Here is a 25646-nt window from a genome sequence, read left to right as displayed (position 1 = left end):
AAGACGCCTTCGCGAGCAAGCCCGCTCCCACAGTGACCGTGTCGAACACGAAACCTGCAGGAGCGAGCTTGCTCGCGATGAGGCCAGCAGCTACACCACGGAATCAGGCCAAAATGCCCGAATCCCCGCCACACCCTGCGCCCCTGCTTCCCAGGCCTTCTGCTGCTCAGCCGGCCCGACGCCACCGAGCAGAAACACCGGCTTGCTGAAACCTGCGATCAAGCTCGACGCCTGTTCCCAGCCCAGCGGTTGGGCATCCGGATGGGTCAAGGTCGGCTGCACGGGCGACAGGGTCACGAAGTCCACGCCCATCTGTTCAGCCAACGCCAGTTCTTCGGCATTGTGGCAGGACGCCGCCAGCCAGCGCGAGGCCGGCAGCGGGCGCCCAGCCGCTGCATATTTGCGCAACTGGGCGGCGGTGATATGCCAACCGGCCGAGGGGAAATCCCCCAGCCACTCGAAAGGCCCCTTGAGCATCAACTGAGCCTTCCCGGCGCACAGCCCCGCCGCGTCGACTGCCAGATCGCGGTACTTGGGGTCGTAGCCGCTGGGTGCCCGTAGCTGGATCAGCTTGATGCCGCCGGCAATGGCTTTTTGCATGCCACGCAGCAGCGCCGGGGTCTCAAGGTCTTCAGGGGTGATCAGGTACTGTGAAGGCAACCGCGCAGCGGCCACGATCGGTTGATTGGCCGCCGGAAACTCGTAGCTCGAAAGATCACGGGGTGCCACCCATTGCAGCGGCTGGCCTTCGGCGCCGTGGGGCTCGCCGGTGAAGTCCGAGACTTCCCAGACATCCAGCAGCACGTGCTTGTCCGGGTAGTCGTGATGGATCTTGATCAACGGACGGGCCGTGACCACCACAATTCCCAACTCCTCGTGAAGCTCGCGTGCCAGGGCGCGCTCAACGGACTCATCCGCCTCGACCTTGCCACCGGGAAATTCCCACAGGCCACCCTGGTGCTGGGTGTCTGCACGGCGTGCAATCAGAATCTTGCCGCTTGGGTCACGAATGACCGCTGCGGCGACATGAACTCGCTTCACTGCCCAATCTCCTCCAGACCTGCCCGTTGCCACGCCTTGAAAGCCGGCCATTGGTAGATCGTTTCAACATAGGCCTCATCCGCCGCCGGCAACTTCACCTGATACGTGCGCAGGCGCACGGCAATCGGGGCGAAAAACGCATCGGCGAGGGTCGCACCACCAAACAGAAACGGACCGACTTCGGTCGCTGCGGCGCGACATTCGGCCCACAGCGCCAGCATGCGTTCGACATCGGCCTGTACATCAACCGGGACCGGCGACAGCGGTGCATCGCGGCTCAGGTCGAAGGGCATATTGGCACGCATCGCGAAGAAACCGGCGTGCATCTGCGCACAGGCCGAACGGGCCTGGGCGCGCGCGGCGATGTCCTTGGGCCAGAGCGCGGCATCGGGGAACTGCTCGGCCAGGTACTCGGCAATCGCCAGGGAGTCGGCGATGGTGCCGTGTTCGGTTTTCAGCAGAGGGACCTTGCCGGTTGGCGAGTGTTTGAGGATGCGTTCGCGGGTGTCCGGCTGGTTCAGCTTGATCAGCTCTTCGGTGTACGGGGCACCGGCCAGCTCGAGGGCCAGGGCGCCGCGCAGGGACCAGGAGGAATACAGTTTGTCGCCGATGATCAGGTGCAGGCTCATGGTCGGGACCTTTTGATGGGGTAAGCAGGCCAGTTACTCATTGACTGGCAAGCCGCCATCGCGAGCAAGCTCGCTCCTACAGGGCCAACGCAGATCTCTGTAGGAGCGGGCTTGCCCGCGATGGGGTCGACGCGATCTTAAGTACGGTACTCAGCGTTGATTTTCACGTACTCGTGGGACAGGTCGGTCGTCCAGATGGTTTCGCTGCAATCACCACGGCCCAGTTCGATGCGGATGGTGATTTCTTCCTGCTGCATCACCGCCGCGCCCTGGGCTTCGGTGTAGGTGGCGGCGCGGGCGCCACGGCTGGCGATGCAGACGTCGCCCAGGAACACGTCGATCTTGCTCACGTCCAGGTCCGGCACGCCGGCACGGCCAACCGCAGCGAGGATACGCCCCCAGTTCGGGTCGGAGGCGAACAGCGCCGTCTTGATCAGCGGCGAATGCGCCACGGTGTAACCGACATCCAGGCACTCCTGGTGATTGCCGCCACCGTTGACTTCGACAGTGACGAACTTGGTCGCGCCTTCGCCGTCACGAACGATGGCCTGGGCGACATCCATGCACACATCGAACACCGCTTGCTTGAGCTTGGCGAACAGCTCGCCTTCGGCGCGGGTGATTTCCGGCAAAGCGGCCTGACCGGTGGCAATCAGCATGCAGCAGTCGTTGGTCGAGGTATCACCATCGATGGTGATGCGGTTGAACGACTTGTTGGCACCGTCCAGCATCAGATTTTGCAGCACGTCACGAGCCACTTTGGCGTCGGTGGCGATATAGCCGAGCATGGTGGCCATGTTCGGGCGGATCATGCCCGCGCCCTTGCTGATGCCGGTGACGGTGATGGTCACGCCGTCGTGCTGGAACTGGCGGCTCGCACCTTTGGGCAGGGTGTCGGTGGTCATGATACCGGTGGCGGCGGCTTCCCAGTTGTTGACCGAGAGGTCGTCGAGGGCCGCTTGCAAGGCACCTTCGATCTTCTCGACCGGCAGCGGCTCACCGATCACACCCGTGGAGTACGGCAGCACCATGCTGGCGTCGACACCGGTCAGTTCAGCCAGTTTTGCGCAGGTGCGCTCGGCGGCGGCCAGGCCTGGCTCACCGGTACCGGCGTTGGCATTGCCGGTGTTGGTCAGCAAGTAACGCACCGGGCCTTGCACGCGTTGCTTGGCCAGGATCACCGGCGCCGCGCAAAAAGCGTTGAGTGTGAACACACCGGCAACCGTCGAACCTTCGGCACAGCGCATGACCACGACATCCTTGCGCCCGGGACGCTTGATGCCGGCCGAGGCAATACCGAGTTCAAAACCGGCAACCGGGTGCAACGTAGGCAAAGGACCAAGACCAACAGCCATGAATGCGCTCCTCACTAGATGATGTCTGCACCGCTCAACGAGAGCGGTGGTGTAAATGGCAAAACGCCGCGACGGCAAGAGCCGGTCGCGGCGCGGGTATTTCAGCGTATGTAACGGGTTTTACTGGATCTGCCCGTGGCAATGCTTGTATTTCTTGCCCGAACCGCAGTAGCACAGCTCGTTGCGGCCCAGCTTCTGCTCGTTGCGAACCGGTGCGGTGGCGAGGGCAACATCGACCTCTTCACCCAACTGCTCGACTTGTTCCAGGCCGGGCGCTTCGTCGTGCTGGAACTGCATGCGTGCAGCCAGTGCCTCGGCTTCCTGGCGCAGACGCGCCTCTTCCTCGGCCGGATCTTCGCGACGCACCTGAACGTGCGACAGCACGCGGATCGAGTCGCGCTTGATCGAATCCAGAAGCTCGGAGAACAGCGTGAACGACTCGCGCTTGTATTCCTGCTTCGGGTTCTTCTGTGCATAACCACGCAAGTGGATACCGTGACGCAGGTGATCCATGGTCGACAGGTGGTCTTTCCACAGGTCGTCCAGTACACGCAGAACGATTTGTTTCTCGAAAGTGCGCAGCGCTTCGGCGCCGGCCTGGTCTTCTTTCTCGTTGTACGCCGCCATCAACTCCTGCATCAGCTTCTCGCGCAGGGTTTCTTCATACAGGTGATCGTCTTCGTCGAGCCACTGCTGGATCGGCAGTGCCACACCGAAATCGCTCTGAATGGAGGCTTCCAAACCTGCGACGTCCCACTGTTCGGGCAGCGACTGCGGCGGGATGTGCGCGCTTACGGTGGCATTGAGCACGTCCTGGCGGAAATCGGCGATGGTTTCACCGATGTTGTCGGCGGCCAGCAACGTATTACGCATGTGATAGATCACTTTACGCTGTTCGTTGTTGACGTCATCGAACTCCAGCAGTTGCTTGCGGATGTCGAAGTTACGACCTTCCACCTTGCGCTGGGCTTTCTCGATGGCGTTCGTCACCATGCGGTGCTCGATCGCTTCACCAGGCTGCATGCCCAATGCCTTCATGAAGTTCTTCACCCGATCCGAGGCGAAGATACGCATCAGGCTGTCTTCCAGCGACAGGTAGAAACGGCTGGAACCGGCGTCGCCCTGACGACCGGCACGACCGCGCAGCTGGTTGTCGATACGACGCGATTCGTGACGTTCGGACGCGATCACCTGCAAGCCGCCCGACTCGAGCACTTGCTGATGACGCTTCTGCCAGTCGGCCTTGATCTGGGCAATCTGCTCAGGCGTTGGATCTTCCAGCGACGCGACTTCCACTTCCCAGTTGCCGCCCAACAGGATGTCGGTACCACGACCGGCCATGTTGGTGGCGATGGTCAGGGCGCCTGGGCGACCGGCCTGGGCGATGATCTCGGCTTCCTTTTCGTGGAATTTGGCGTTCAGAACCTTGTGTTCGATGCCTTCTTTCACGAGCAGACTGGACATGTGCTCAGACGTCTCGATGGTGGCGGTACCCACCAGCACCGGGCGACCAGCGGCCATGCTTTCCTTGATGTCATTGACGATTGCCGCGTATTTCTCCTCGGCCGTCAGGAACACCAGGTCGTTGTAGTCTTTACGGGCCAGCGGTTTGTTCGTCGGGATGACGATCACCGGCAAGCCGTAGATCTGATGGAACTCGAACGCTTCGGTGTCGGCCGTACCGGTCATGCCGGACAGCTTGTCGTAAAGACGGAAGTAGTTCTGGAACGTGGTCGAAGCCAGGGTCTGGCTCTCGGGTTGGATATTGAGGTTTTCCTTGGCTTCGATGGCCTGGTGCAGACCTTCGGACAGGCGACGCCCGGGCATGGTACGACCGGTGTGTTCGTCGACCAGCACGACCTGGCCTTCCTGCACGATGTACTCGACGTTGCGATGGAACAGCTTGTGTGCACGCAGGCCAGAGTAAACGTGGGTCAGCAGGCTCAGGTTGTGCGCCGAATACAGGCTCTCCCCTTCAGCGAGCAGGCCAAGACGGGTCAGCGCCTCCTCGACGAACTGGTGACCGGCTTCGTTGAGCTCGACCTGGCGGGTCTTCTCATCGACGGTGTAGTGGCCAGCCTTGGTGACTTCGCCTTCGACCTCCTCGACGTGCAATTCCAGCTGTGGGATCAGTTTGTTGATCTCCATGTACAGCTTGGAGCTGTCCTCGGCCTGACCGGAAATGATCAGCGGAGTACGGGCTTCGTCGATGAGGATGGAGTCGACTTCGTCGATCACGGCAAAATTGAGTTCGCGCTGGAATTTTTCTTCCATGCTGAACGCCATGTTGTCGCGCAGGTAGTCAAAACCGAATTCGTTGTTGGTGCCGTAGGTGATGTCGGCGGCGTAGGCAGCGCGCTTTTCTTCCGGTGGCTGGAACGGCGTGACAACGCCGACCGTCAGACCGAGGAATTCATAGAGCGGACGCATCCAGTTGGCGTCACGGCGAGCCAGGTAGTCGTTGACCGTGACCACGTGCACGCCCTTGCCGGACAGTGCGTTGAGGTAAACGCCCAGTGTACCCACCAGGGTCTTGCCTTCACCGGTCCGCATTTCAGCAATGCGACCTTCATGCAAGGTCATGCCGCCGATCAACTGGACGTCGAAGTGGCGCATGCCCATGACACGCTTGCCGGCTTCACGGGCAACCGCAAAGGCTTCTGGCAACAGTGCATCGAGGGTTTCCCCTTTGGCGATGCGGGCCTTGAACTCTTCAGTCTTGGCGCGCAATTGATCGTCCGAAAGGGCCACCATTTGCTCTTCGAAGGCATTGACGACTTGTACCGTCTTGAGCATGCGCTTGACTTCACGCTCGTTCTTGCTTCCAAAAAGTTTCTTTAACAAAGGCGCAAACATATCGGCAGGATCTTCCACACTAAAGGGATGGAGGGCGGCCCCGTGAGTCGCCCGTGCAGCCCTCATGGCCGCATGCGAACGAGCATTCTACCCGGAAACGATGGTGAGGATAGTGGCGTTATTCCACGATGCATGCACTGCGCTGTAACGGGGCTCACTTAAAATAAGGGCTTTTTGCTGAACTTCAACCCGCTGAGGGCAGAAGTTACCTGTTGATTTAATGAGTAAAGCGCACGCAAAGCAATGGGGCAGGTGCTTGCGGTGCTTTCTGCTACCATGGCGGCTCTGTTACTTCAGGTGTCGGATCATGGCATTTCGCCCTCTCACGGCCAGAGCACCCGCCGTTCTGCTTCGCGAAGCCAAGCCGCTCAAAGCCATTCTCGGTCACGCTCAGCGCCTGAGCCATTTACAGCGCCTGCTCGACAGCCAGTTGCAGCCTGCCGCCCGTGAGCATTGCCATGTAGCGTCCTGGCGCGAAGGCAGTTTGTTGCTGATTGTCACCGATGGTCATTGGGCGACCCGCCTGCGCTATCAGCAAAAACGCCTGCAACGCCAGCTACAGATGTTCGAGGAATTCGCCAATCTCAACCGGATCCTGTTCAAGGTGCAGCCACCCACCGTACAACGAGGCGTGATCGGTCATACGGCAGATTTGTCCACCGATGCCGCCGCAACCATTCAGGCCACCGCCGACGGCATCACCGATCCCAACCTGCGCGCCGCGCTGGAACGACTGGCGGCGCACGCCAAGCCAAAAGCCTGAAGGTTGCCGGCTAGCGGCGTTTGCTGCCGCCCAACAGCGAGCCCATCAAACCGCGCACCAACTGCCTGCCCAACTGATTGGCCGCCTGTCGCATCGCCGATTTCAGGGCCTGCCCGGCGGCGGTCCCCAGGAACTCCCCGGCCTGCTCGGTGAAGCTCGGCTCCTGCGCCTCTGGCGGTTGCGCTTCAGGTTTTGGCGCCAGGTCCTTGCGCCCCATCAGCACTTCATAGGCGGATTCGCGATCGATCGGTTTGTCATACCGCCCCTTGAACGGCGAACCGGCGATCAGCAGGGTGCGTTCGGTCTCGCTCAATGGCCCGATCCGTGATTGCGGCGGCGCGACCAGGACCCGCTGGACCATTTCCGGCGTGCCTTTGTCCTGCAAGGTGCCCACCAGTGCTTCGCCAATGCCCAACTCGGTCAACACCGACAGGGCCTCGAACGCCGGGTTCGGGCGGAAACCGTCGGCCACGGCGCGCAGGGACTTCTGCTCCTTGGCGGTGAATGCGCGCAAGCCATGCTGGACGCGCAAGCCAAGCTGCGCCAGCACGTCATCCGGCAAGTCGCCGGGCGACTGGGTAACGAAATACACCCCCACGCCTTTGGAGCGTATCAGCCGAACCACCTGTTCCAGACGCTCCTGCAACGCCTTGGGCGTATCGGTGAACAGCAAATGCGCCTCGTCGAAGAACAGCGCCAGCAAGGGTTTGTCGGCATCGCCGCGCTCTGGCAGTTGTTCGAACAACTCGGCCAACAACCAGAGCAGGAAGGTCGCGTAGACCTTCGGCGCCTCATGCACCAGGCGGCTGGCATCGAGCAGGTGAATACGACCGCGGCCATCGGCCGCCGGTTGCAGCATGTCTTCGAGTTGCAGCGCCGGTTCACCGAACAACGCGTCGGCACCCTGCTGTTCGAGCACCGCCAGGCGCCGCAGCAGTGCCTGACTCGAACCTGTGGTCATCAACGCCGCGTCGTCGCCGAGCAATTCGGGGTGATCACGCAGGTGATTGAGCAGCGCCTTCAAATCCTTCAAATCCAGCAGCAACAAACCTTCACGGTCCGCGACCTTGAAGGCGGCGTAGAGCGCCGACTGTTGGCTGTCGGTCAACTCCAGCAGCGCACCGATCAGTAACGGGCCCATTTCGCTCAGGGTGGTGCGCAAGGGGTGGCCGGTTTGACCATGAATGTCCCACAGCGCCACCGGATAAGCCTGGGGCGTGTGATTGAGCCAAGGCATGCCCGCAATTCGCTCGGCCACCTTGCCCTGCGGGTTGCCCGCCGCACCGAGACCGCACAGATCACCCTTGATATCGGTGGCAAAGACCGCCACACCGGCATCGCTGAATGCCTCGGCCAGGCGTTGCAGGGTGACGGTCTTGCCGGTTCCGGTGGCGCCTGCGACCAGCCCGTGGCGGTTCGCCAGGCGCATGGCCTGGGCAATCGGCTGTCCTGAAGGGTCGGCGCCGATAATGAGTTGCGATGAATCGTGCATTTTGCCCACCTTGGTTAAACATTGAACGATCACAGTCGATACAAGGGTCGTTGGTAATCCCCTAAGGCGAAGACGGAACCATCAACGTGACTTCACCCGTCGCCCATGCGCGTGCCTGTTATAAAAGCACGCCGTGGGTCCAAAGACCTTATCGGGACATCGATCCATGAATAAAAATATGCGCTTTGGCCATAAGATCCTGCTTGTGGCCGCCCTCATCGTCACTCTCGCCTTCACTGCCTTTACGTTCTACAACGACTATAAGCAACGAAATGCGATCCGCAATGACCTGAACGACCACCTGCATGAAATGGGCAGTGTGACGGCCAACAACATCCAGACCTGGTTGAACGGTCGCAGCCTGCTGGTGGAAAACCTCGCACAAAACATCGCACTGAACGCAGACCAGGGCAATATCAGCCGGTTGCTGGAACAGAACGCGATCACCACGGCCTTCGTCGCCGGTTTCATGGGCACCCAGGACGGGCACTTCGTCATCCGCCCGGACAACACAATGCCGGAGGGTTTCGACCCGCGTGTGCGGGATTGGTACCTGGACGCGCAGAACCGTCGCGGGCCGGTACTCACCGAACCCTACACCGATGTGTCCACCGGCAAACAGGTGATTTCCATCGTCCAGCGTGTGTCCAGGGGCGAGCGCCAGGTCGGTGTGGTCGGCGGCGACCTGAGCCTGCAAATGATCATCGACAGTCTCAATGCCCTGAACTTCAACGGCATGGGTTTCGCGTTCCTGGTCAACGCTGAGGGCAAGATCCTGGTGCACCCGGACAAGTCGCTGGTGATGAAATCCCTGTCCCTGGCCTACCCGGACGGCACGCCGCGGATCAATAACGATGTCAGTGAGCTACAGGTCGACGGCAAGACCCGCATTGTCACGTTCACCCCGATCAAAGGCCTGTCGTCGGTGAACTGGTACATCGGTCTGTCGGTGGATAAGGAACAGGCCTACTCGATGCTCAATGCCTTTCGCACCTCGGCAGTGGTGGCTACCGTCATTGCCGTGGTCTCTATCATCGCCCTGCTGGGCATGTTGATCCGCCTGCTGATCCAGCCGCTGCACATCATGACCCGCGCACTGATCGACATTGCCGACGGCGAGGGTGACCTGACCCGGCGCCTGACCATCCAGAACAACGACGAGTTCGGCCAGCTCGGTATCGCGTTCAACCGCTTCGTGGAGCGCATTCACGGGTCCATCCGTGAAGTGTGCTCGGCCACCGTGCAGGTCAATGAGGTGGCGCTGCGGGTGGTAGCGGCCTCCAACTCGTCGATGACCAACTGCGACCAGCAAGCCTCACGCACCAGCAGCGTCGTCGCCGCGATCAACCAGCTTGGCGCCACCGCTCAAGACATCGCACGCAACGCCGCCCAGGCATCGAGCCAGGCCAGCGAAGCCCGCAGCCTGGCCGAAGAAGGCCAGCAGGTGGTCGATCGCAACATCGTCTCCATGAATCAACTGTCGAGGATGCTCAGCGCCTCAAGCACCCATATCGAGTCGCTGAACGACAAAACCGTGAACATCGGGCACATTCTCGAAGTCATCAGCAGCATCTCCCAGCAAACCAACCTGCTGGCGCTCAATGCCGCCATCGAGGCCGCCCGCGCCGGTGAAGCCGGCCGCGGTTTTGCCGTGGTGGCCGATGAAGTGCGCAACCTGGCGCACCGCACGCAGGAATCGGCGGAACAGGTGCAGGGCATGATCGAGCAATTGCAGGTCGGCGCGCGCGAATCGGTCAGCACCATGAGCGACAGCCACCGCCAAAGCCAGGACAGCGTGAAGATCGCCAACCAGGCCGGCGAGCGGCTCGACCGCGTCACCGCACGCATTGGCGACATCGACGGGATGAACCAGTCGGTGGCCACGGCGACAGAGGAGCAGACGGCGGTGGTGGAGGCCATCAATGTCGACATCAACGAGATCGACACGCTGAACCAGCAAGGGGTGCAAAACCTGCAGGCGACGCTGCGGGCCTGCGCCGACCTTGAGCGGCAGGCGGCGCGGTTGCAGCAGCTGGTCGGCAGTTTCCGCATCTAGGGTGTCACTCACGGCCTCATCGTCGGAGCGCCGACCGACGATGAGGCCGGTGAAACCATCCCGAAACCCCAACCGAACATCTATTCTTCATTAAGGTCAACCAAGGGAGAGACCAGGTCGGAGGGACGCTCATCGTGCATATCGCTGACATCACCATGTTCTACGCCCCTGCCAGCGGTGGCGTTCGAACCTATCTGGATGCCAAACATCGTCGCCTGGGGATCAAGTCAGGCATTCGCCACAGCTTGCTGATTCCCGGTTCGCATCTGAGTGAAGCCGATGGTGTCTACACCGTACCGGCTCCCGCCCTGCCCTTTGGCAAGGGTTATCGATTCCCCCTTCGCCTGGCGCCCTGGCGCAATGTCCTCCAGGATCTGCAACCCGACCTGATTGAAGTCGGCGACCCCTACCTCACGGCCTGGGCCGCGCTGGATGCCCGTCGCCAGCTCGATGTACCCGTGATCGGTTTCTACCATTCGGACCTGCCATTGCTGGTCAGCAACCGAATGGGCAACTGGGTCACCAATAATGTCGAGGCCTATGTCAGCAAGCTGTACGGCAACTTCGACCGGGTACTGGCGCCGAGCCAGATCATGGCTGACAAACTCATCGGCCTGGGCGTACAGAATGTATTCGTCCAGCCCCTGGGCGTCGACTTGCACACCTTTCACCCCGACGCACGCGATCCCGACCTGCGCGCGCAGTTGGGCATCGACGAACAGACTCACTTGCTGATTTTCGCCGGGCGCGGTTCCAAGGAAAAAAATCTGCCGGTGCTGCTCGACTGCATGACGCACCTGGGGCGGCGCTATCACTTGCTGCTGGTGGGGTCGTCCATGCCGGCGGCTGTACCGGGCAACGTGACGGTGATCGATGACTTCCTTCCGGCATCCCAGGTGGCGAGGCTCATGGCCAGTGCCGATGCGCTGTTGCATGCCGGCGATCAGGAAACCTTCGGCCTGGTGACCCTCGAGGCCATGGCCTGTGGCATTGCGGTAGTGGCCGTGGCCGCCGGCGCTTTTTCGGAAATCATTACCCCTGACTGCGGCCTGTTGTGCGAACCGAACGACGCCTCGGCAATGGCCAATACGGTACGGGAGTTGTTCGCCTCGGGCAGCGTCGACCTGGGTCGGCAGGCTCGTCGCCATGTCGAGCAACATTACTGCTGGGACACCGTGGTTCAGAGTCTGTTGGGGCACTATCACGCTGTCCTGGGCAACCAATGGCCGCTGATCGCCAATGGCTGACCTCGTGAACACGCCAAGCCTGCTACTGGTGCTGCACGACGTTGCGCCGCAAACCTGGGCCGATTACCAGCCGTTTGTCGAAGCTGTCGATGCCCTGGGCGATATACCGATGACCTGGCTGGTGGTGCCGGACTTTCACCGGCACAACCCCCTGGAAGCTCATCCGGGGTTTCGTCACCTGCTCGACGATCGTGTCGCCCGAGGTGACGAACTGGCGTTGCATGGCTATTTTCATTGTGACGAAGGCCCGCCGCCCATCACACCACGAGACTGGTTCATGCGCCGCATCTATACCCATGAAGGCGAGTTCTACAGCCTGTCCCGCGATGCAGCGTTCGCCCGGTTGTGCGCGGGCATCGAGGTGTTCGATCGATACCGATGGCCGCTGCACGGATTTGTTGCTCCGGCCTGGCTGATGAGCGAAGGCACCCGCCAGGCCTTGAGCCAGTTGCCGCTGCGCTACACCAGCGACGCGCAGCACCTGTATCGCCTGCCGGACTTCGCGCGGATCCAGGCGCCGGGGTTGGTGTGGAGCGCCCGCAGCGCCTGGCGGCGCGGTGTATCCAGGCTGCTGAGCGATCAGCGCGAGCAACGCTGGCGTCAGGCACCGGTGATTCGCCTGGGCGTGCATCCGGTGGACATGCGTCATGGCTTCTCGCGGGACTACTGGCTGGTCACCCTCAGGCGTTTGCTGGACGAGGGGCGAGTGCCGTTGACCAAGGCCCATTGGCTGGAGCAGCACAGCCAAAGCCTGGGTCGCGCCGCATGAGCCGGGGCATCCTGCTGTTTGTCGCGCTGCTCGCGGCCATCCTGATTCCCCTGCTGCTCGGCGGCAACCAGACCTGGGCGCGCTTGCAGGCGTTTCCCCTGAGCGTGCTGTTGATCATGTTCACCATGATTGTGCTGTGCTGGCTCGTGAACACACAGCGCCTGCGCCTGTTGCTGGGAGATCAACGGGGCAAGGTCAGCCCGGTGAAAAGCCTGGGCGTGGTGATGGCGGCGGAATTTGCCTATTGCGCCACGCCGGGCGGCAGCGGTGGACCGTTAACGATCATGGCACTGCTGGCGCGCAACGGCGTACGGCCGGCGCGGGGCAGCGCCGTGTTTGCCATGGATCAACTGAGCGACCTGCTGTTTTTCCTCTGCGCGCTGGTGGGCATCCTGATTTATGCGTTGTTCCAGCACCTCAGCGAGCGCATGGAATGGCTGTTGATGGTCAGCGCCGTTTCGATGTTTGGCGGCTTGCTCAGTTGTGTGGTCATCGCACGCTACCACCGCCGGCTGATTCGCCTCAGTGGGCGCCTGCTGATGCGCCTCAATGTGAAAGGCGCCACTCGAATGCGTTGGGCGCGCAAACTCCTGCATTTTCTGGCGGCCTTCACCGACACACTGAAGTTGCCCTTCAACACCCTGATCACGGTATTTGCACTGACCTGCGTGCATTGGCTGCTGCGTTACAGCGTGTTGTACCTGGCGGTGCGCGGTCTCGGCGCCGACCTGCAATGGGCGTGGAGTTTCCTGATTCAGATGCTCTCGCTCAGCGCGGGGCAATTCAGCCTGTTGCCCGGCGGTGCTGGGGCTGCGGAACTGACCTCGGCTGCGCTGCTGACGCCCATGGTCGGCAAATCCACCGCTGCGGCAGCGATCCTGATCTGGCGCGCGGTGACCTATTACTTTTATCTGGTGGTGGGCGGGCCGGTGTTTTTGCTGATGCTGGGGCGGCCGTTGCTGAAAAAACTGATGCGACCCAAACACGTGTAAACCGCCATCGCGAACCGCGGCCCTTGCCTACGTGTCGTGCGCAAATCTACTGTGGGAGATTCTATGTTGCCCGACAAGCTTGAATTCTCAAGCTGACAGGTATTCGCTCTGATTTTTCATCAGGGCGAATGCCACTCGGCAGAGCTTTCGGGCCAAAGCTACCAAGGCCTGGGTTTTCGAGAAGCCTCTGACCAGATATGCCTCGTAAAACGGCTTCCATTTGGCCGAGCGACACGCCGCCATTGCCGCGTTGTAAGCCAAACGACGCACCTCCGGATCCCCTTTTTTGGTCAGGGATCGCAGCCCATTTTTCTTGCCGGAGTCATCGACCGCCAAGTCCATCCCTAGAAACGCGATGAATGCATCGCCGTTCGCAAAATCTCCCCGTATATAGGTCGCCGCCAACCCCGTTGCAGTTAGCTCTCCAACGCCTTCTATGGCTTTGCAGCGCTCGATATTTTCCTCAATTCCTGCCTCCTTACTGACCTTGCGCAGCAGTTTCTGGATAGCCTGATCTGCCTGCTTGAATGCCTTCTGTTGAGCGGTTTGTAGCTTTTTCAACAGAGGTTCACTGGTCCAACTCAACATCAGCCCAGTATGGTTCTTGATCAGCGTTGCCCGCCTGTGAAGAAGGCTCTTCAGTGTGCTGTAGGCTTTGGGCGGCGGGGTCCAGATCCGCAATTTGCTTTGTTCGCTCTCCAGGTAACGCGCCAGCAAGCGTGCATCGCAGGGATCATTCTTGGCTCTTTGACCGACTCCACGGCGGTAATGGCTCACACGATAAGCATCCACTACGTAGACCTGGTGGCCCATTTCGTGAGCCAGCTCGACCGTGTCCAAGTGGTAAATGTTGGTGGCTTCAAGTGCTATGGCACTTTGAGCTGGCAGCGTTTTAAGCCAACGTTTGAGGGCTGCTCGCTCGTTTTTAATGGATTCAAGGGTTTGCTGATCAGCGCGGTAGACAACGATCTCGGCCTTGGCGACATCGATACCGACAACCGTTTGCGAAGTAAGGATTGTCATAACAAATCCTCGGAGCTAGGGTTTAGGTGCTTGTTGGGGTCTACCGTTGCGCTGGCTTGTCTCTATCGTCGGTTAACCGATGAATTCCTTATCGGCGCTTTGGGTAGAAGGGGTGGGAGGAGAAGTCTCCCACGGTCTGTACTGGTCAGAGTCAGAATCGAGTCTGTAGTCCCACCCCACCCCTTCAAGTCTAAACATACAAGCGAGCCTGATCGCGATGATGGCTCGACCAACGCTGGGTGTCAGGCTGCCCGCGTTATCGTTAACGACCATCGCGGACAAGTCCGCTCCTGCAGGAAAACAAGGCGGTGCCAGTCAGTCGGATTTCGCCGGCACTTCGTCGGCTTCTTTGTTCAACTGCTCCCATAGCGCCTGCGCGTCCGGAAACTCAGTGCCATCGTCGGGGCTCAGGTCATCGGGGTCGTAGCGGCTCAAACACCCTTCCCCCAGTGTTGCAGGTGCGCGAGATGTCGCTTTGTCGAGCGGGTCAGCCATGATCATTTCCTCGATGCAGAAACGGCGAAGGGCCTGGAGCGATTGAACGCCCAGGCCCTTCGAATTTCAACCCTGCGAGGGTGTTATCAGAACACCACAGTCTTGTTGCCGTGTACCAGCACGCGGTCTTCCAGGTGATAACGCAGGCCACGGGCCAATACCATTTTCTCGACGTCACGGCCGAAACGCACCATGTCTTCGATGCTGTCGCTGTGGCTGACGCGCACCACGTCCTGCTCGATGATCGGACCGGCGTCCAGCTCCTCGGTCACGTAGTGGCAGGTCGCGCCGATCAATTTAACCCCACGCAGAGAGGCTTGGTGATACGGCTTGGCACCCACGAACGAGGGCAGGAAGCTGTGGTGAATGTTGATGACCTTGTGCGCATACTCGCTGCACAACGCTGGCGGCAGGATCTGCATGTAGCGGGCAAGGACCACCACTTCGGCATCATGCTGCTTGACCAGGCGCGAGACTTCGGCGAAAGCCGGCTCTTTGTCCTGTGGGTTGACCGGCACATGGTAATAAGGAATGCCGTGCCACTCGACCATGCTGCGCAAATCATCATGGTTGGAAATCACGCAGGAAATTTCGCAGTCCAGTTCATCGCTATGCCAGCGGTGCAGCAGGTCGGCCAGGCAATGGGATTCGCGGCTGGCCATCAATACCACGCGTTTTTTCTGCGCGGTATCGGTAATGCGCCAGTCCATCGCGAACTCTTCGGCAATCGGTGCGAACGCCTCGCGAAAGGCTTCGATACCAAAAGGCAGCGAATCGGCCCGAATTTCGTGACGCATGAAGAACCAGCCACTGAGATTGTCCGAGTGGTGGCTCGCTTCGGTGATCCAGCCATTATGGGACGCCAGAAAGTTACTGACTTTAGCAACGATACCGACGCGGTCCGGGCAAGAAATCACCAACCGAAAGGTGCGCATGGGGGGAAACTCCAGAACTTCGCAAAGGCCGCCATTCTAGCGGCTGTGCAGCAAAACTGCAGTATTGATGACACCTTGTGTTGCTGGCGGCATCGAGTACCGGGATGCAAAGCACCCGCTCGTGCATATCCGCCTGTCTGTGACTGCACTCTTTTGGTCCAACTATATGCATCATTATTTAACTGCGTTGCCAATTGATCGCCTATTCATCACAACTAATACAAATAAAGCCCTGCTTAATGTTTACTTGATGAAACAGCCTGACTATTATTGCCGCACTGTCCCCTGACACTCTGCGTCACAACATAAGGTAGTCCCCATGTCCTTGATCAACGAATATCGCGCCACCGAAGAAGCCATCAAAGAGCTGCAAGCCCGTTTGAAGAACCTGTCCCAAGACGACAAACTGCAAACCGAGCTGGAATTCGAAGGCAAACTGCGCGCGCTGATGGCCGAATATTCCAAGTCGCTGCGTGACATCATTGCGCTGCTGGACCCGGAATCGAAAACCAAGGCACCCCGTGGTGGCGTCGTCAAAACTACCGGTACCAAGCGTGCTCGCAAAGTTAAACAATACAAAAACCCGCACAACGGCGAAGTCATCGAAACCAAGGGTGGCAACCACAAGACCCTGAAAGAGTGGAAAGCCAAGTGGGGCGGTGACGTGGTTGAAGGCTGGTCGACCTTGCTGGGCTAAGCGCCCGCGCAATCTGCTGCACAAAAACGCCAGCAACCTGCTGGCGTTTTTTTATGCCCGCTATTTGAGGGCCGGCATTTTCATTTTCAAAGCTTCAATCGTTCGCGTAATGCCTGCACATAATTATCCCATTCGCCAAGCACCTGTTGCTGAAACGGCGTAGCGGTATTCTTCAACTGGGCTGCGGCCTCTACGAAAGTTTCAAGGGTATTGGGCGCACCCATTTCACGTTCTGACAAACGTCGCCGACAGAATATTCTCCAACGCTCCTGCTCTTCGAAACTCAAGGTATCGAAAAAGTTACGTGCTCGATATCGAAAAAGTAATTCAGGTAGACGCTCATCATCGAACATCCACGGTTCCCGAGCTAATTGTGCCGGGTCTGCCGCTCGCACTTGCTCGCAAAGACGTCGATCCCGATCACCCAAAAAACCGTCGTACAACTGCTGCTCCGGATCCTGACTCTGCGTGAAGTCTTCGCGGGCATAAATGGCCTGGACTTTATCTTGCCAAACTTGCCGTGCGTCATTTAGTCGCAACGCCCGCGCCTGATAGAGCGCCATGTCGAGCCCCAGCCGCTGCTGATCATCAGCGCGCAGCACCGACATCGGCGCCACCACCGGGCATTTGTTGATGTGGATAAGTTTGAGTGGCACCGGCAACTCGCCCTCGGCCAGATCCTCTCGGCGGGTATACAGGCGCTGACGCAGGGTCTCGGCATCCAGATCGAGCAAGCCCTGAGGGTCCAGGTGCAGGTCGCAAACGATCAAGGCGTTCTTGTTGCGCGGATGCCAGGCCAGTGGCAACACCACACCGACATAACTGCGCGCAGCCGAGAAGCGACCGGAAATGTGGACCATCGGCTGCAACAGTCGAATCTGATCCATCACCTTCTGCTTGCTGCGCAACTGGAACAGCCAGTCGTATAACTTCGGCTGTTTCTCACGGATCAACCGGGCCAGCGCGATGGTGGCGCGCACGTCGGACAGCGCTTCATGGGCATGACCATGATCGATGCCATTAGCGGCGGTGAGGCGTTCGAGCTTGAGGGTGACCCGCCCGTCTTCATCCTGGGGCCAGACCAGTCCATCGGGACGCAGGGCATACGCCGCGCGAACCACATCGATCAGATCCCAGCGACTGTTACCTCCCTGCCACTCACGCGCATAGGGGTCGAAAAAGTTACGGTACAGGCTGTAGCGGGTCATCTCATCGTCGAACCGCAAGGTGTTGTAGCCCGCGCCACAGGTGCCAGGCGCCGCCAGTTCGGCATGCACCCGGGTCATGAAGTCGGCCTCGCTTAAACCGTGCTCGTCCAATTGCCCCGGCGTGATACCGGTGATCGCGCACGCTGCCGGGTGGGGCAGGATGTCATCACTGGGCTGGCAATAGAGGTTGACCGGTTCATCTATGACATTGAGATCGAAGTCGGTACGCAGCCCTGCCACTTGCAGAGGACGGTCGCAACGGGGGTTGATGCCAGTGGTTTCATAGTCGTACCAGAAGATGGAGGTCACGGGCTGTTCCTGAACTGAAGATCAGCGAAGTCTAGGCGTTTGCATCCCGCCCCGGCCAGCGTTGTTGCAGTCAATCACGGCTGGCGTTGCTGCGTGCAATACATAGTTATGTCGTTTTCCCCCCAGAGACTGCTAGCATCGGGTGGACACAGAATCCCGACCAGGCCTCAACATCAGGTTGCCCATGCTCGAGACCGCAGCACAGCCAAGGAAAGCGACGCTGTCCCCGCCACTGGATACGCGGCATCAGGTTGAAACGCCCGAAGGCATCGACCTGCCCTTGCGCCCGGCCGGGCTGATGGTGCGCGCTCTCGCCTTTGCCATCGACCTGGGTTTGCGCGCGTTGATCGTGGGCGTGTTGTTCATGGTCCTGGCGTTCTTCGGCAAGCTCGGTGCCGGGCTCGGCGCGATCCTGATGTTCGCGGTGAACTGGTGGTACATGGTGCTGTTCGAAGTGCTCAACCAGGGAAGCTCACCGGGCAAGCACTGGATGGGCCTGCGTGTGGTTCAGGATGACGGCACACCCATTGGCTGGTCCGCCTCGCTGCTGCGCAACCTGCTGCGCTTCGTCGACCTGCTGCCGTTCGGCTACTTCCTCGGCGCCATCAGTTGCCTGCAACACCCCAACTTCAAGCGCCTGGGCGACCTGGCGGCCGGCACGCTGGTGGTCTATCGAGAACAGCCGGTCACCCGGCCACAACTGCCCGACGTCGACCCCCTGCGTGCGCCCTTTACCCTGACGCTGGTCGAACAACGCGCCGTCCTTGGTTTTGCCGAGCGCCAGGGCGAACTGTCTGCCGCACGTGTCACCGAGCTGGCCACCCTCCTCGCCCAACCCTTGCACGTGCCCGCCCCACAGGCGCTGGCACAACTCAATGGCGTCGCCCGTGGTTTGCTGGGGCCGGCATGAAGCAAAGCCTCTTCGAGAACCGCCACAAGGCCGAATGGGCGCAGTTTTCCCTGATGCTGGATCGACTGGAGCGAAACAAGGACGCCTCGCGGGTCGCCAGTTTTGCCAAGGACTATCGCAGGCTCTGCCAGCACCTGGCCCTGGCGCAGGAGCGTGGCTACAGCAGTTTCCTGGTCGATTCGTTGCAACAGCAGGTGCTGCGCGGGCATCAACAGTTGTACCGCCACCGCAGCCACCTGGGTGCCAATATCATCGCTTTCATCCTCGCGGACTTTCCGCGACTGGTGCGCGAGCAGTGGCGCTTCGTACTGGTCGCCAGCCTGATGTTCTTTGGCAGCCTGATCGGCTTTGCGCTGCTGGTTTACCTGTTCCCGGACCTGGTCTACAACCTGATTCCTTTCGAACAGGTCAGCGAAATGCAAGGCATGTACGACCCGGTTGCCGGTCACCTGGGGCGCTCGGAGGAACGGGCCGCCAGTGAAGACTGGGTGATGTTCGGGTTCTACATCATGCACAACATCGGCATCGCTTTTCAGACGTTCGCCAGCGGTTTGCTGTTCGGCCTGGGCAGCGCGTTTTTCCTTTTCTTCAATGGTTTGATGATCGGCGCGGTGGCCGGGCACCTGACGCAGATCGGTTATGGGCAGACCTTCTGGTCGTTCGTGATCGGCCACGGCGCCTTCGAACTCAGTGCCATCGCCCTGGCGGGTGCCGCCGGGTTGAAACTGGGCTGGGCACTGATCGCACCGGGACGCCTGCCCCGCGCCGAAGCGTTACGCCTGGCGGCGCGCAAAAGTGTGCTGCTGATTTGTGGGGTGATGCTGTTTCTGTTGATTGCCGCGTTTATCGAAGCCTACTGGTCGTCGATGACCGGACCTGCGCCGCGGACCAAATACATGGTCGGCGCGGCGCTCTGGGCATTGGTGGCGATGTACCTGCTGTTTGCCGGGCGGACGCGCCATGCGCCTGAGTGACGCAAGCGTGGTGATCCGCCCGCGCAGCACCTGGGAAGCCATGGACCTGGGTGTGCTGCTGAGCCAGCGACACCGCCGTCTGCTGATGAGCAGTTGGGCAATCATCACCCTCCCGGTCTTTGCCCTGCTGACCCTGTTGCTGTGGGATTCGCCAAGCCTGGCCGTGCTGATTTTCTGGTGGCTGAAACCGGCGTTCGAGCGACTGCCGCTGTACATCCTGTCCAAGGCCTTGTTCGGCGAAACGCCAACCTTGCAGCAGGCACTGCGCCAATGGCCACGGTTGCTCAGGCCACAGCTGCTGGCGAGCCTGACCTGGCGGCGCCTGAGCCTGAGTCGCAGTTTCCTGATGCCGGTGGTGCAGCTCGAAGGCCTGGCTGGGCTGGAGCGGCAACAGCGCTTGCAGGTGCTCACGCAACGCGACGGCGGCGCGGCGCGCTGGCTGACGATCATCGGGGTGCACCTGGAAACGGCGTTGTGGGTCGGGCTGATGGTGCTGTTTTACCTGCTGCTGCCGCAACAGGTTGAAATCGACTGGGGCTGGCAGACGCTGCTGTCCGCCGCCACCCAGGACTGGCGTTGGCTGGAACACCTGACCAATGCTTTCTACGTGCTGGTACTGGTGGTCTGGGAGCCGATCTACGTGGCGTGTGGTTTCAGCCTGTATTTGAACCGTCGCACGGTGCTGGAGGCCTGGGACATCGAGCTGGTGTTCCGCCGCCTGCGCCAACGCCTGAACGGCACCGCCGTGCTTCTGCTGCTGGCCGCGCTTCTTCTGGTGCAGGGAACGCCCAACGTATGGGCCGAAGAACCGGCCACCGGCCCCGACAGCCCGCGCCTGCTCAACCAACCCCTGACCAGCCAGGCTTCACGTGACAACATCCGGGCAATCCTCGACCAGCCACCGTTCAAGAACCGGGAGACCGTGACCCGCTACCGCTTCGGCGATGACAAATCGGCGGGCGAAACTCGGGACGACGGTCACTCCCCCGCTTGGTTGAAGTTGCTGCAAAAATGGCTGAACAGCGAGCATCTCGGCACGCTGGCAAGCGTGATCGAAGTGCTGCTGTGGAGCTTCGTCATCGGCGCGATCGCATGGTTGACCTGGCGTTACCGTGACTGGTTGCGGGCGTTCGTCAGCGGGCGTGCGAAGGTACGGGGCCACAAGGCGTCACGAACGTTGCCGCAACAGGCGTTCGGCCTCGATCTTGACCGCGAGACCTTGCCCGCAGACATCGCCACCAGCGCTGAAAACCTGTGGCAATCCAACCCCCGGGAGGCGCTCGGTTTGCTTTACCGCGCGCTGCTCAGCCACATGCTGCACGAATATGACCTGGCATTGACGCCCGCCGATACCGAAGGCCAGGTGCTGACGCGCATCGAACGCCTGCAACGCCCCGAGTTACTGGCCTTCAGCCAAAACCTTACCCACCATTGGCAAAACATGGCCTACGGGCATCGCGTGCCCGCCCCGTCCGTGCAACAGGCGTTGTGCGAGGGCTGGCGCCGCCTCTTTGGTGCGGGGGCACAACCTTGAATCGGCGCCTTGGGCAGGTCGCCGGCATGGTCATTGCGCTGCTGTTGGTTGCGCTGAGCGTCTACCTGTATGCCAGGGCGACGCCCTATCAGGAGGAAGTCGACCACGGCCCTTCACCCGAGGCTGCGGCCAACCCTTACCTGGCCGCCGAAGCCTTTTTGCGCAAACAGGGCTTGAGTGTCAGCCATGCCAATGGACTCGACGTCTTGCCGACCCTGGAACCGCGCGAGCAGAGCCTGCTGTTGCTCGGCGATCGCTCCAGCATGACCCCGCGCCAGATTGAGCAAGTGCTGAACTGGACCCGCGCTGGCGGGCGACTGCTCTTTATCGCCGAGTCGATCTGGGATGAAAAACTGGGTCGCAGCCACGACCCGCTGCTCGACCGCGTGCAGCTTCACCAGTTGCTCAGCGACGACCTGAAGGACGCGCCACCGCAGGCCGAGCAGGACCCCTACCCGAAACTGACCAAGCTCTATCTTGAGGACGAGGACGCCCCCGCCTACGCGAGCTTTCGCACCACTTTCCACCTCGAAGACCCGCACAACCTGGCGCAAGCCTGGGCGAACAGCGCCAAGGCCACCCACATGATGCAACTGAACCACGGGCTCGGTTCGATCACCGTCGTCACCGATGCCGACCTCTGGAAAAACAACGCCATCGAGCGATACGACAACGCGTGGCTGCTCTGGTACCTGACCGCCAATACCCGCGTGACCCTGATGTTCAACACTGATCACGACGGTCTGCTGACCCTGTTGCTGCGGTACTTCCCCCAAGCACTGGTGGCCCTCGCCGCCCTGATCGTCATGGGCCTGTGGCGCGTCGGCGTGCGCCACGGGCCCTTGATCGAGCCCGCACCACGGGCCCGCCGGCAACTTCACGAACACCTGCGCGCCAGCGCCGATTTCATGTGGCGGCGCGGCGCGCAAGCCAACCTGTTGCAAGCCTTGCAGCACGACATCCTGCGACGGGTACGCCGACGTCATCCCGGTTTTGAAAAACTGGGCGTCGCCGAACAATGGCTGGTACTGGCACGCCTGACCGGCCAGCCCACCCGCGCCATCAGCCAGGCCATGGGCCCGCGAGGCAAACAACGGCTGTCCAGCGTTGAATTCAGCCGCCAGGTCGCCCACTTGCAAACCTTGAGGAACGCCTTATGAGTGAACAGACCCAGCCCGGTACGCCGAGCCACGCCGAGCAGCAACGCCTGCGTGCCATTCAATTGGCCCAGGCAATCAGGGCGGAGCTGCAAAAAGTGGTCATCGGCCAGGACACGGTGATCGACGACGTCCTCTGCGCCCTGATCGCTGGCGGCCATGTGCTGCTCGAAGGCGTGCCCGGGCTGGGCAAGACTCTGCTGGTGCGCGCACTCGCACGCTGCTTTGGTGGCGAATTCGCGCGCATCCAGTTCACCCCGGACCTGATGCCCAGCGACGTCACCGGGCACGCGGTGTATGACTTGCAGACCGAGCAATTCAAGCTGCGCAAGGGGCCGCTGTTCACCCATTTGCTGCTGGCCGACGAGATCAACCGTGCCCCGGCGAAAACCCAGGCGGCGCTGCTCGAGGCCATGCAGGAACGCCAGGTCACCCTGGAAGGCCGCGCCCTGCCCATCGCCCAACCGTTCATGGTGCTCGCCACGCAAAACCCCATCGAACAGGAAGGCACGTACCCACTGCCGGAAGCCGAGCTGGATCGTTTCATGCTCAAGGTGCGCATGGACTACCCCGACGCCGAGCAGGAATTGCAGATGGTCCGCCAGGTCAGCCGTTCGACCCGCGCCGACATGCTCGACGTTCAGCCGCTGCGCACGGTGTTGCAGGCCAAGGACGTGCTGGCCTTGCAGCGCATCGCCAGCGATCTGCCCCTGGACGATCAGGTCCTCGATTACGCCGTGCGCCTGGCTCGCACCACTCGCCACTGGCCGGGCCTGAACCTGGGTGCCGGCCCTCGGGCCTCCATCGCCCTGGTGCGCTGCGCACGGGCGCGGGCCTTGCTGCGCGGCGGTGAATTCGTGATTCCGGATGACGTTAAAGGGTGTGCGCTGGCCGTGTTGCGCCATCGCGTGCGCATTGCCCCGGAGCTGGACATCGAAGGGTTGGAGGTCGATCAGGTGTTGCGTCAGTTGCTCGATCAAGTGCCGGCACCGCGCCTGTGAAACCTTCGCGCCTGCTGTTGGGCTGGCTGGCGCTGTTGCTCGCCATTGCCATTGTGCTGGGCGCATTGCGGGCACTGGAGGTCGGCGTTCCCGGAACGCTGCTGTCGATCAACTGGGGGTTGCTGCTGGCTTTGCTGGCCCTGGCGTTGATCGATGCATGGCGGGTCAGACGCCTGCCATCGCCGCACATCAAACGACAACTGCCCGGCAGCCTGGCGCTGGGTCGCTGGGGCGAGGTACGGCTGGAGGTCGAACATGACTTTACCCAACCGCTGACTGTCGAGCTGTTCGATCATCTGCCCGGTGGCCTGAGTTTCGAGAACCTGCCGCTGTCGGTCGAACTGCAACCGGGTCAGCATACTCAGGCGGGTTATCGCCTGCGCCCGCTCAATCGCGGGCACTTCACCTTCGAGCGCTGTGAAATCAACCTGCCGAGCCCTCTGGGCCTGTGGACCGACAAACGCTTGCCCAGCGTGCCTGGCAGCACTCGCGTCTACCCGGATTTTGCTCGCCTTTACGGCGGCCAATTGCTGGCGGTGGACAACTGGCTCAGCCAACTGGGCGTGCGTCAGCGGCAACGGCGCGGGTTGGGTTTGGAGTTTCATCAGCTGCGCGAATTTCGCGAAGGCGACAGCCTGCGCCAGATCGACTGGAAAGCCACGGCACGGCAACGCACGCCGATTGCCCGCGAGTATGAGGACGAGCGCGACCAGCAAATCGTGTTCCTGCTCGATTGCGGCCGCCGCATGCGCAGCCAGGATGGTGAGCTGACGCATTTCGATCATGCCCTCAATGCCTGCCTGTTGCTCAGCTATGTAGCCTTGCGCCAGGGCGACGCGGTGGGCCTGAGTACCTTCGCCACCGAGCAATTGCGCTACCTGGCGCCGGTCAAGGGTGCCGGGCAGCTCAATGTGCTGCTCAACACCGTCTATGACCTCGACAGCAGCCAACGCAGCGCCGACTACCAGGCGGCGGTGACGCAACTGCTGGCCCGGCAAAAACGCCGCTCGCTGGTGGTGCTCGTGACCAACCTGCGCGACGAAGACGATGACGAACTGCTCACGGCGGTGCAGCGTTTGGGAAAACAGCATCGGGTGCTGGTCACCAGCCTTCGCGAAGAGCTGCTCGACAGCCTGCGTCAGACATCGGTGCAAACCTTGTCGCAAGCGTTGACCTATTGCGGGACGGTGGACCTGCTCAATGCGCGGGCCGACGTACATGAGCGGCTAAACGCCCATGGGGTGCCAGTGCTGGATGCCACCCCCCGTGAACTGGGTGCGGCGCTGGTGACGCGGTATCTGGAATGGAAAAAGGCCGGGGTGTTCTGAAGGACGCCGATCTCTGTAGGAGCGAGCATGTCGAGGCGTCGAACCGTCGCGATGGTCGTTAATGATGACGCAGGTTGTCTGGAAGCCCGTGGTGTCTGGGCCTCCATCGCCAGCATGCTGGCTCCTACAGGACGGCGCCGATCTCTGTAGGAGCGAGCATGTCGAGGCGTCGAACCGTCGCGATGGTCGTCAACGATGACGTGGGCTGTCTGGATGCCCGCGGTGTCTGGGCCTCCATCGCCAGCATGCTGGCTCCTACAGGTACAGGGCTCAGGGGTTGTACTCTTTGTTGTCGAGCTTGAGTTGTTTGACCCGAAGCGGCGGGATCAGCACGTCGCAGGTGATCGCGGTGAGCCGTAGCCCGCCCGAGCCGCCGATGCTCGGGCCGTGCAGGGTGATGTCGAGGCTCTCGTCCTCTTGTGCCATTTTCTCCAGATGCCGCAGTGGATATTCGTTCCACTCGGCCTTCCCGGGGAGGCCGCTCAGGCCGATGATGGTTTCCAGGCCCAAGCTGGTGGTGACGACGATTCTGGACTCTTTGCCGTTGGCCACGTTTTCGTACTGACATCCCAGGCGAAATTGCACCTCCGGCCACTGGTTCAAGGTAAAACGCGGCACCATCACCTTCTGGAGTACCTGCGCGCTGGCATTGAGGTGTATGTAGTATCCATACGTCTCGTCTATGAATACACCGGCAAAGCCGACGCCATCATGTTTCCAGTCTGCCTCCCAGTTCGGTTCGAACTGGCTGGATTCCACCAGATTACGGCCCGGGATTTCTTCATCGCTCATGATGTGTTCACCTCGAATGGTCAAACGTTCCCGAGACGCCGGCGGCGTCCTCGGCATTCTGAATGAGCCGCCCCGATTTCCAT

Annotated in this window: 22 protein-coding genes and 1 pseudogene; 13 read left to right on the top strand and 10 right to left on the bottom strand. The window is 61.0% G+C overall.

Annotated features, from left to right (window positions below; genetic code table 11):
- Nucleotides 1-90: 90 nt before the first annotated feature.
- The 4 genes from AB4N64_RS01865 to secA all read right to left on the bottom strand — a co-directional run bounded on the left by AB4N64_RS01865 (nt 91) and on the right by secA (nt 5881).
- On the bottom strand, nt 91-1041 hold the full coding sequence (locus AB4N64_RS01865) for a Nudix family hydrolase (RefSeq protein ID WP_460121510.1): 951 nt from the start codon (nt 1039-1041) through the stop codon (nt 91-93).
- The gene (locus AB4N64_RS01860; RefSeq protein ID WP_460121508.1) at nt 1038-1670 is read right to left on the bottom strand and encodes a glutathione S-transferase family protein; all 633 of its coding nucleotides are present in this window, start codon (nt 1668-1670) and stop codon (nt 1038-1040) included. The genes AB4N64_RS01865 and AB4N64_RS01860 overlap by 4 nt, the downstream gene beginning before the upstream one ends.
- A gap of 137 nt (nt 1671-1807) precedes the next feature.
- Entirely contained in the window at nt 1808-3025 is a 1218-nt protein-coding gene (gene argJ, locus AB4N64_RS01855; RefSeq protein WP_460121506.1) for a bifunctional glutamate N-acetyltransferase/amino-acid acetyltransferase ArgJ, read from the bottom strand.
- Between the two features lie 120 nt (nt 3026-3145).
- Nucleotides 3146-5881, bottom strand: a complete 2736-nt coding sequence (secA, locus tag AB4N64_RS01850; protein ID WP_460121504.1) for a preprotein translocase subunit SecA — start codon at nt 5879-5881, stop codon at nt 3146-3148.
- A 307-nt stretch (nt 5882-6188) separates the two neighbouring features.
- On the opposite strand from secA, the gene AB4N64_RS01845 reads away from it, so the two are divergent.
- On the top strand, nt 6189-6644 hold the full coding sequence (locus AB4N64_RS01845; RefSeq protein ID WP_460121503.1) for a DUF721 domain-containing protein: 456 nt from the start codon (nt 6189-6191) through the stop codon (nt 6642-6644).
- Nucleotides 6645-6654: 10 nt separating this feature from the next.
- Here the strand turns inward: AB4N64_RS01845 and AB4N64_RS01840 are convergent, their stop codons facing one another.
- Nucleotides 6655-8136 carry a helicase HerA-like domain-containing protein gene (locus AB4N64_RS01840; RefSeq protein ID WP_460121501.1) on the bottom strand — a complete coding sequence of 494 codons (1482 nt, stop codon included), beginning with the start codon at nt 8134-8136 and terminating at the stop codon, nt 6655-6657.
- A 166-nt stretch (nt 8137-8302) separates the two neighbouring features.
- Here AB4N64_RS01840 and AB4N64_RS01835 point away from each other — a divergent pair.
- From AB4N64_RS01835 to AB4N64_RS01815, 5 genes and pseudogenes are all read left to right on the top strand, one after another.
- A pseudogene (locus tag AB4N64_RS01835) lies at nt 8303-9334 on the top strand (HAMP domain-containing protein); the annotation flags it as partial.
- 93 nt (nt 9335-9427) lie between these two features.
- Nucleotides 9428-10192: a methyl-accepting chemotaxis protein gene (locus AB4N64_RS01830; protein ID WP_460126564.1), complete on the top strand. Its 765-nt coding sequence runs from the start codon at nt 9428-9430 to the stop codon at nt 10190-10192.
- 134 nt (nt 10193-10326) lie between these two features.
- Nucleotides 10327-11439, top strand: coding sequence for a glycosyltransferase family 4 protein (locus AB4N64_RS01825; protein ID WP_460121499.1), 1113 nt, complete (start codon nt 10327-10329; stop codon nt 11437-11439).
- Nucleotides 11432-12208, top strand: a complete 777-nt coding sequence (locus AB4N64_RS01820; protein WP_460121497.1) for a DUF2334 domain-containing protein — start codon at nt 11432-11434, stop codon at nt 12206-12208. The genes AB4N64_RS01825 and AB4N64_RS01820 overlap by 8 nt, the downstream gene beginning before the upstream one ends.
- Nucleotides 12205-13200: a lysylphosphatidylglycerol synthase transmembrane domain-containing protein gene (locus tag AB4N64_RS01815; protein WP_460121495.1), complete on the top strand. Its 996-nt coding sequence runs from the start codon at nt 12205-12207 to the stop codon at nt 13198-13200. Before AB4N64_RS01820 ends, AB4N64_RS01815 begins: the two co-directional genes overlap by 4 nt.
- Before the next feature lie 87 nt (nt 13201-13287).
- Here the strand turns inward: AB4N64_RS01815 and AB4N64_RS01810 are convergent, their stop codons facing one another.
- From AB4N64_RS01810 to purU, 3 genes are all read right to left on the bottom strand, one after another.
- Entirely contained in the window at nt 13288-14223 is a 936-nt protein-coding gene (locus AB4N64_RS01810; RefSeq protein ID WP_460121494.1) for an IS110 family transposase, read from the bottom strand.
- A 315-nt stretch (nt 14224-14538) separates the two neighbouring features.
- The gene (locus AB4N64_RS01805) at nt 14539-14718 is read right to left on the bottom strand and encodes a hypothetical protein (RefSeq protein WP_460121492.1); all 180 of its coding nucleotides are present in this window, start codon (nt 14716-14718) and stop codon (nt 14539-14541) included.
- 86 nt (nt 14719-14804) lie between these two features.
- Nucleotides 14805-15653, bottom strand: coding sequence for a formyltetrahydrofolate deformylase (gene purU / locus AB4N64_RS01800; RefSeq protein ID WP_460121490.1), 849 nt, complete (start codon nt 15651-15653; stop codon nt 14805-14807).
- A 319-nt stretch (nt 15654-15972) separates the two neighbouring features.
- Between purU and mvaT the strand changes: the two genes are divergently transcribed.
- Nucleotides 15973-16350, top strand: coding sequence for a histone-like nucleoid-structuring protein MvaT (mvaT, locus tag AB4N64_RS01795; RefSeq protein WP_460121488.1), 378 nt, complete (start codon nt 15973-15975; stop codon nt 16348-16350).
- Between the two features lie 86 nt (nt 16351-16436).
- On the opposite strand, the gene sbcB is transcribed toward mvaT, so the two are convergent.
- Nucleotides 16437-17867, bottom strand: coding sequence for an exodeoxyribonuclease I (sbcB, locus tag AB4N64_RS01790; protein ID WP_460121486.1), 1431 nt, complete (start codon nt 17865-17867; stop codon nt 16437-16439).
- Between the two features lie 184 nt (nt 17868-18051).
- On the opposite strand from sbcB, the gene AB4N64_RS01785 reads away from it, so the two are divergent.
- The 6 genes from AB4N64_RS01785 to AB4N64_RS01760 are packed head-to-tail and all read left to right on the top strand — an operon-like array spanning nt 18052 to nt 24771.
- The gene (locus AB4N64_RS01785; RefSeq protein WP_460121484.1) at nt 18052-18777 is read left to right on the top strand and encodes an RDD family protein; all 726 of its coding nucleotides are present in this window, start codon (nt 18052-18054) and stop codon (nt 18775-18777) included.
- Nucleotides 18774-19751 carry a stage II sporulation protein M gene (locus AB4N64_RS01780; RefSeq protein ID WP_460121482.1) on the top strand — a complete coding sequence of 326 codons (978 nt, stop codon included), beginning with the start codon at nt 18774-18776 and terminating at the stop codon, nt 19749-19751. The genes AB4N64_RS01785 and AB4N64_RS01780 overlap by 4 nt, the downstream gene beginning before the upstream one ends.
- Nucleotides 19738-21285, top strand: coding sequence for a DUF4129 domain-containing protein (locus tag AB4N64_RS01775; RefSeq protein WP_460121480.1), 1548 nt, complete (start codon nt 19738-19740; stop codon nt 21283-21285). The genes AB4N64_RS01780 and AB4N64_RS01775 overlap by 14 nt, the downstream gene beginning before the upstream one ends.
- Nucleotides 21282-22445 (top strand): DUF4350 domain-containing protein, encoded by a 1164-nt coding sequence (locus AB4N64_RS01770; protein ID WP_460121478.1) that lies wholly within the window; start codon nt 21282-21284, stop codon nt 22443-22445. Before AB4N64_RS01775 ends, AB4N64_RS01770 begins: the two co-directional genes overlap by 4 nt.
- Nucleotides 22442-23443: an AAA family ATPase gene (locus AB4N64_RS01765; RefSeq protein ID WP_460121476.1), complete on the top strand. Its 1002-nt coding sequence runs from the start codon at nt 22442-22444 to the stop codon at nt 23441-23443. The genes AB4N64_RS01770 and AB4N64_RS01765 overlap by 4 nt, the downstream gene beginning before the upstream one ends.
- Nucleotides 23440-24771: a DUF58 domain-containing protein gene (locus tag AB4N64_RS01760; protein WP_460121474.1), complete on the top strand. Its 1332-nt coding sequence runs from the start codon at nt 23440-23442 to the stop codon at nt 24769-24771. Before AB4N64_RS01765 ends, AB4N64_RS01760 begins: the two co-directional genes overlap by 4 nt.
- A gap of 270 nt (nt 24772-25041) precedes the next feature.
- Here AB4N64_RS01760 and AB4N64_RS01755 read toward each other — a convergent pair whose 3' ends face one another.
- On the bottom strand, nt 25042-25563 hold the full coding sequence (locus AB4N64_RS01755; RefSeq protein WP_460121472.1) for a hypothetical protein: 522 nt from the start codon (nt 25561-25563) through the stop codon (nt 25042-25044).
- Nucleotides 25564-25646 lie beyond the last annotated feature (83 nt).

The organism is Pseudomonas sp. S2_C03, from assembly GCF_054668405.1.
Note: the sequence above shows the minus strand (reverse complement) of the source record. Positions and strands in the feature narration are given on the sequence as shown.

Excerpts from the sequence above, each read along its gene's own strand:
- AB4N64_RS01860 (WP_460121508.1), bottom strand. The coding sequence starts at position 1,670 with ATGAGCCTGCACCTGATCATCGGCGACAAACTGTATTCCTCCTGGTCC.
- argJ (WP_460121506.1), bottom strand. The coding sequence starts at position 3,025 with ATGGCTGTTGGTCTTGGTCCTTTGCCTACGTTGCACCCGGTTGCCGGT.
- secA (WP_460121504.1), bottom strand. The coding sequence starts at position 5,881 with ATGTTTGCGCCTTTGTTAAAGAAACTTTTTGGAAGCAAGAACGAGCGT.
- AB4N64_RS01845 (WP_460121503.1), top strand. The coding sequence starts at position 6,189 with ATGGCATTTCGCCCTCTCACGGCCAGAGCACCCGCCGTTCTGCTTCGC.
- AB4N64_RS01840 (WP_460121501.1), bottom strand. The coding sequence starts at position 8,136 with ATGCACGATTCATCGCAACTCATTATCGGCGCCGACCCTTCAGGACAG.
- AB4N64_RS01830 (WP_460126564.1), top strand. The coding sequence starts at position 9,428 with ATGACCAACTGCGACCAGCAAGCCTCACGCACCAGCAGCGTCGTCGCC.
- AB4N64_RS01820 (WP_460121497.1), top strand. The coding sequence starts at position 11,432 with ATGGCTGACCTCGTGAACACGCCAAGCCTGCTACTGGTGCTGCACGAC.
- AB4N64_RS01815 (WP_460121495.1), top strand. The coding sequence starts at position 12,205 with ATGAGCCGGGGCATCCTGCTGTTTGTCGCGCTGCTCGCGGCCATCCTG.
- AB4N64_RS01810 (WP_460121494.1), bottom strand. The coding sequence starts at position 14,223 with ATGACAATCCTTACTTCGCAAACGGTTGTCGGTATCGATGTCGCCAAG.
- AB4N64_RS01805 (WP_460121492.1), bottom strand. The coding sequence starts at position 14,718 with ATGGCTGACCCGCTCGACAAAGCGACATCTCGCGCACCTGCAACACTG.
- purU (WP_460121490.1), bottom strand. The coding sequence starts at position 15,653 with ATGCGCACCTTTCGGTTGGTGATTTCTTGCCCGGACCGCGTCGGTATC.
- mvaT (WP_460121488.1), top strand. The coding sequence starts at position 15,973 with ATGTCCTTGATCAACGAATATCGCGCCACCGAAGAAGCCATCAAAGAG.
- AB4N64_RS01785 (WP_460121484.1), top strand. The coding sequence starts at position 18,052 with ATGCTCGAGACCGCAGCACAGCCAAGGAAAGCGACGCTGTCCCCGCCA.
- AB4N64_RS01780 (WP_460121482.1), top strand. The coding sequence starts at position 18,774 with ATGAAGCAAAGCCTCTTCGAGAACCGCCACAAGGCCGAATGGGCGCAG.
- AB4N64_RS01775 (WP_460121480.1), top strand. The coding sequence starts at position 19,738 with ATGCGCCTGAGTGACGCAAGCGTGGTGATCCGCCCGCGCAGCACCTGG.
- AB4N64_RS01765 (WP_460121476.1), top strand. The coding sequence starts at position 22,442 with ATGAGTGAACAGACCCAGCCCGGTACGCCGAGCCACGCCGAGCAGCAA.
- AB4N64_RS01755 (WP_460121472.1), bottom strand. The coding sequence starts at position 25,563 with ATGAGCGATGAAGAAATCCCGGGCCGTAATCTGGTGGAATCCAGCCAG.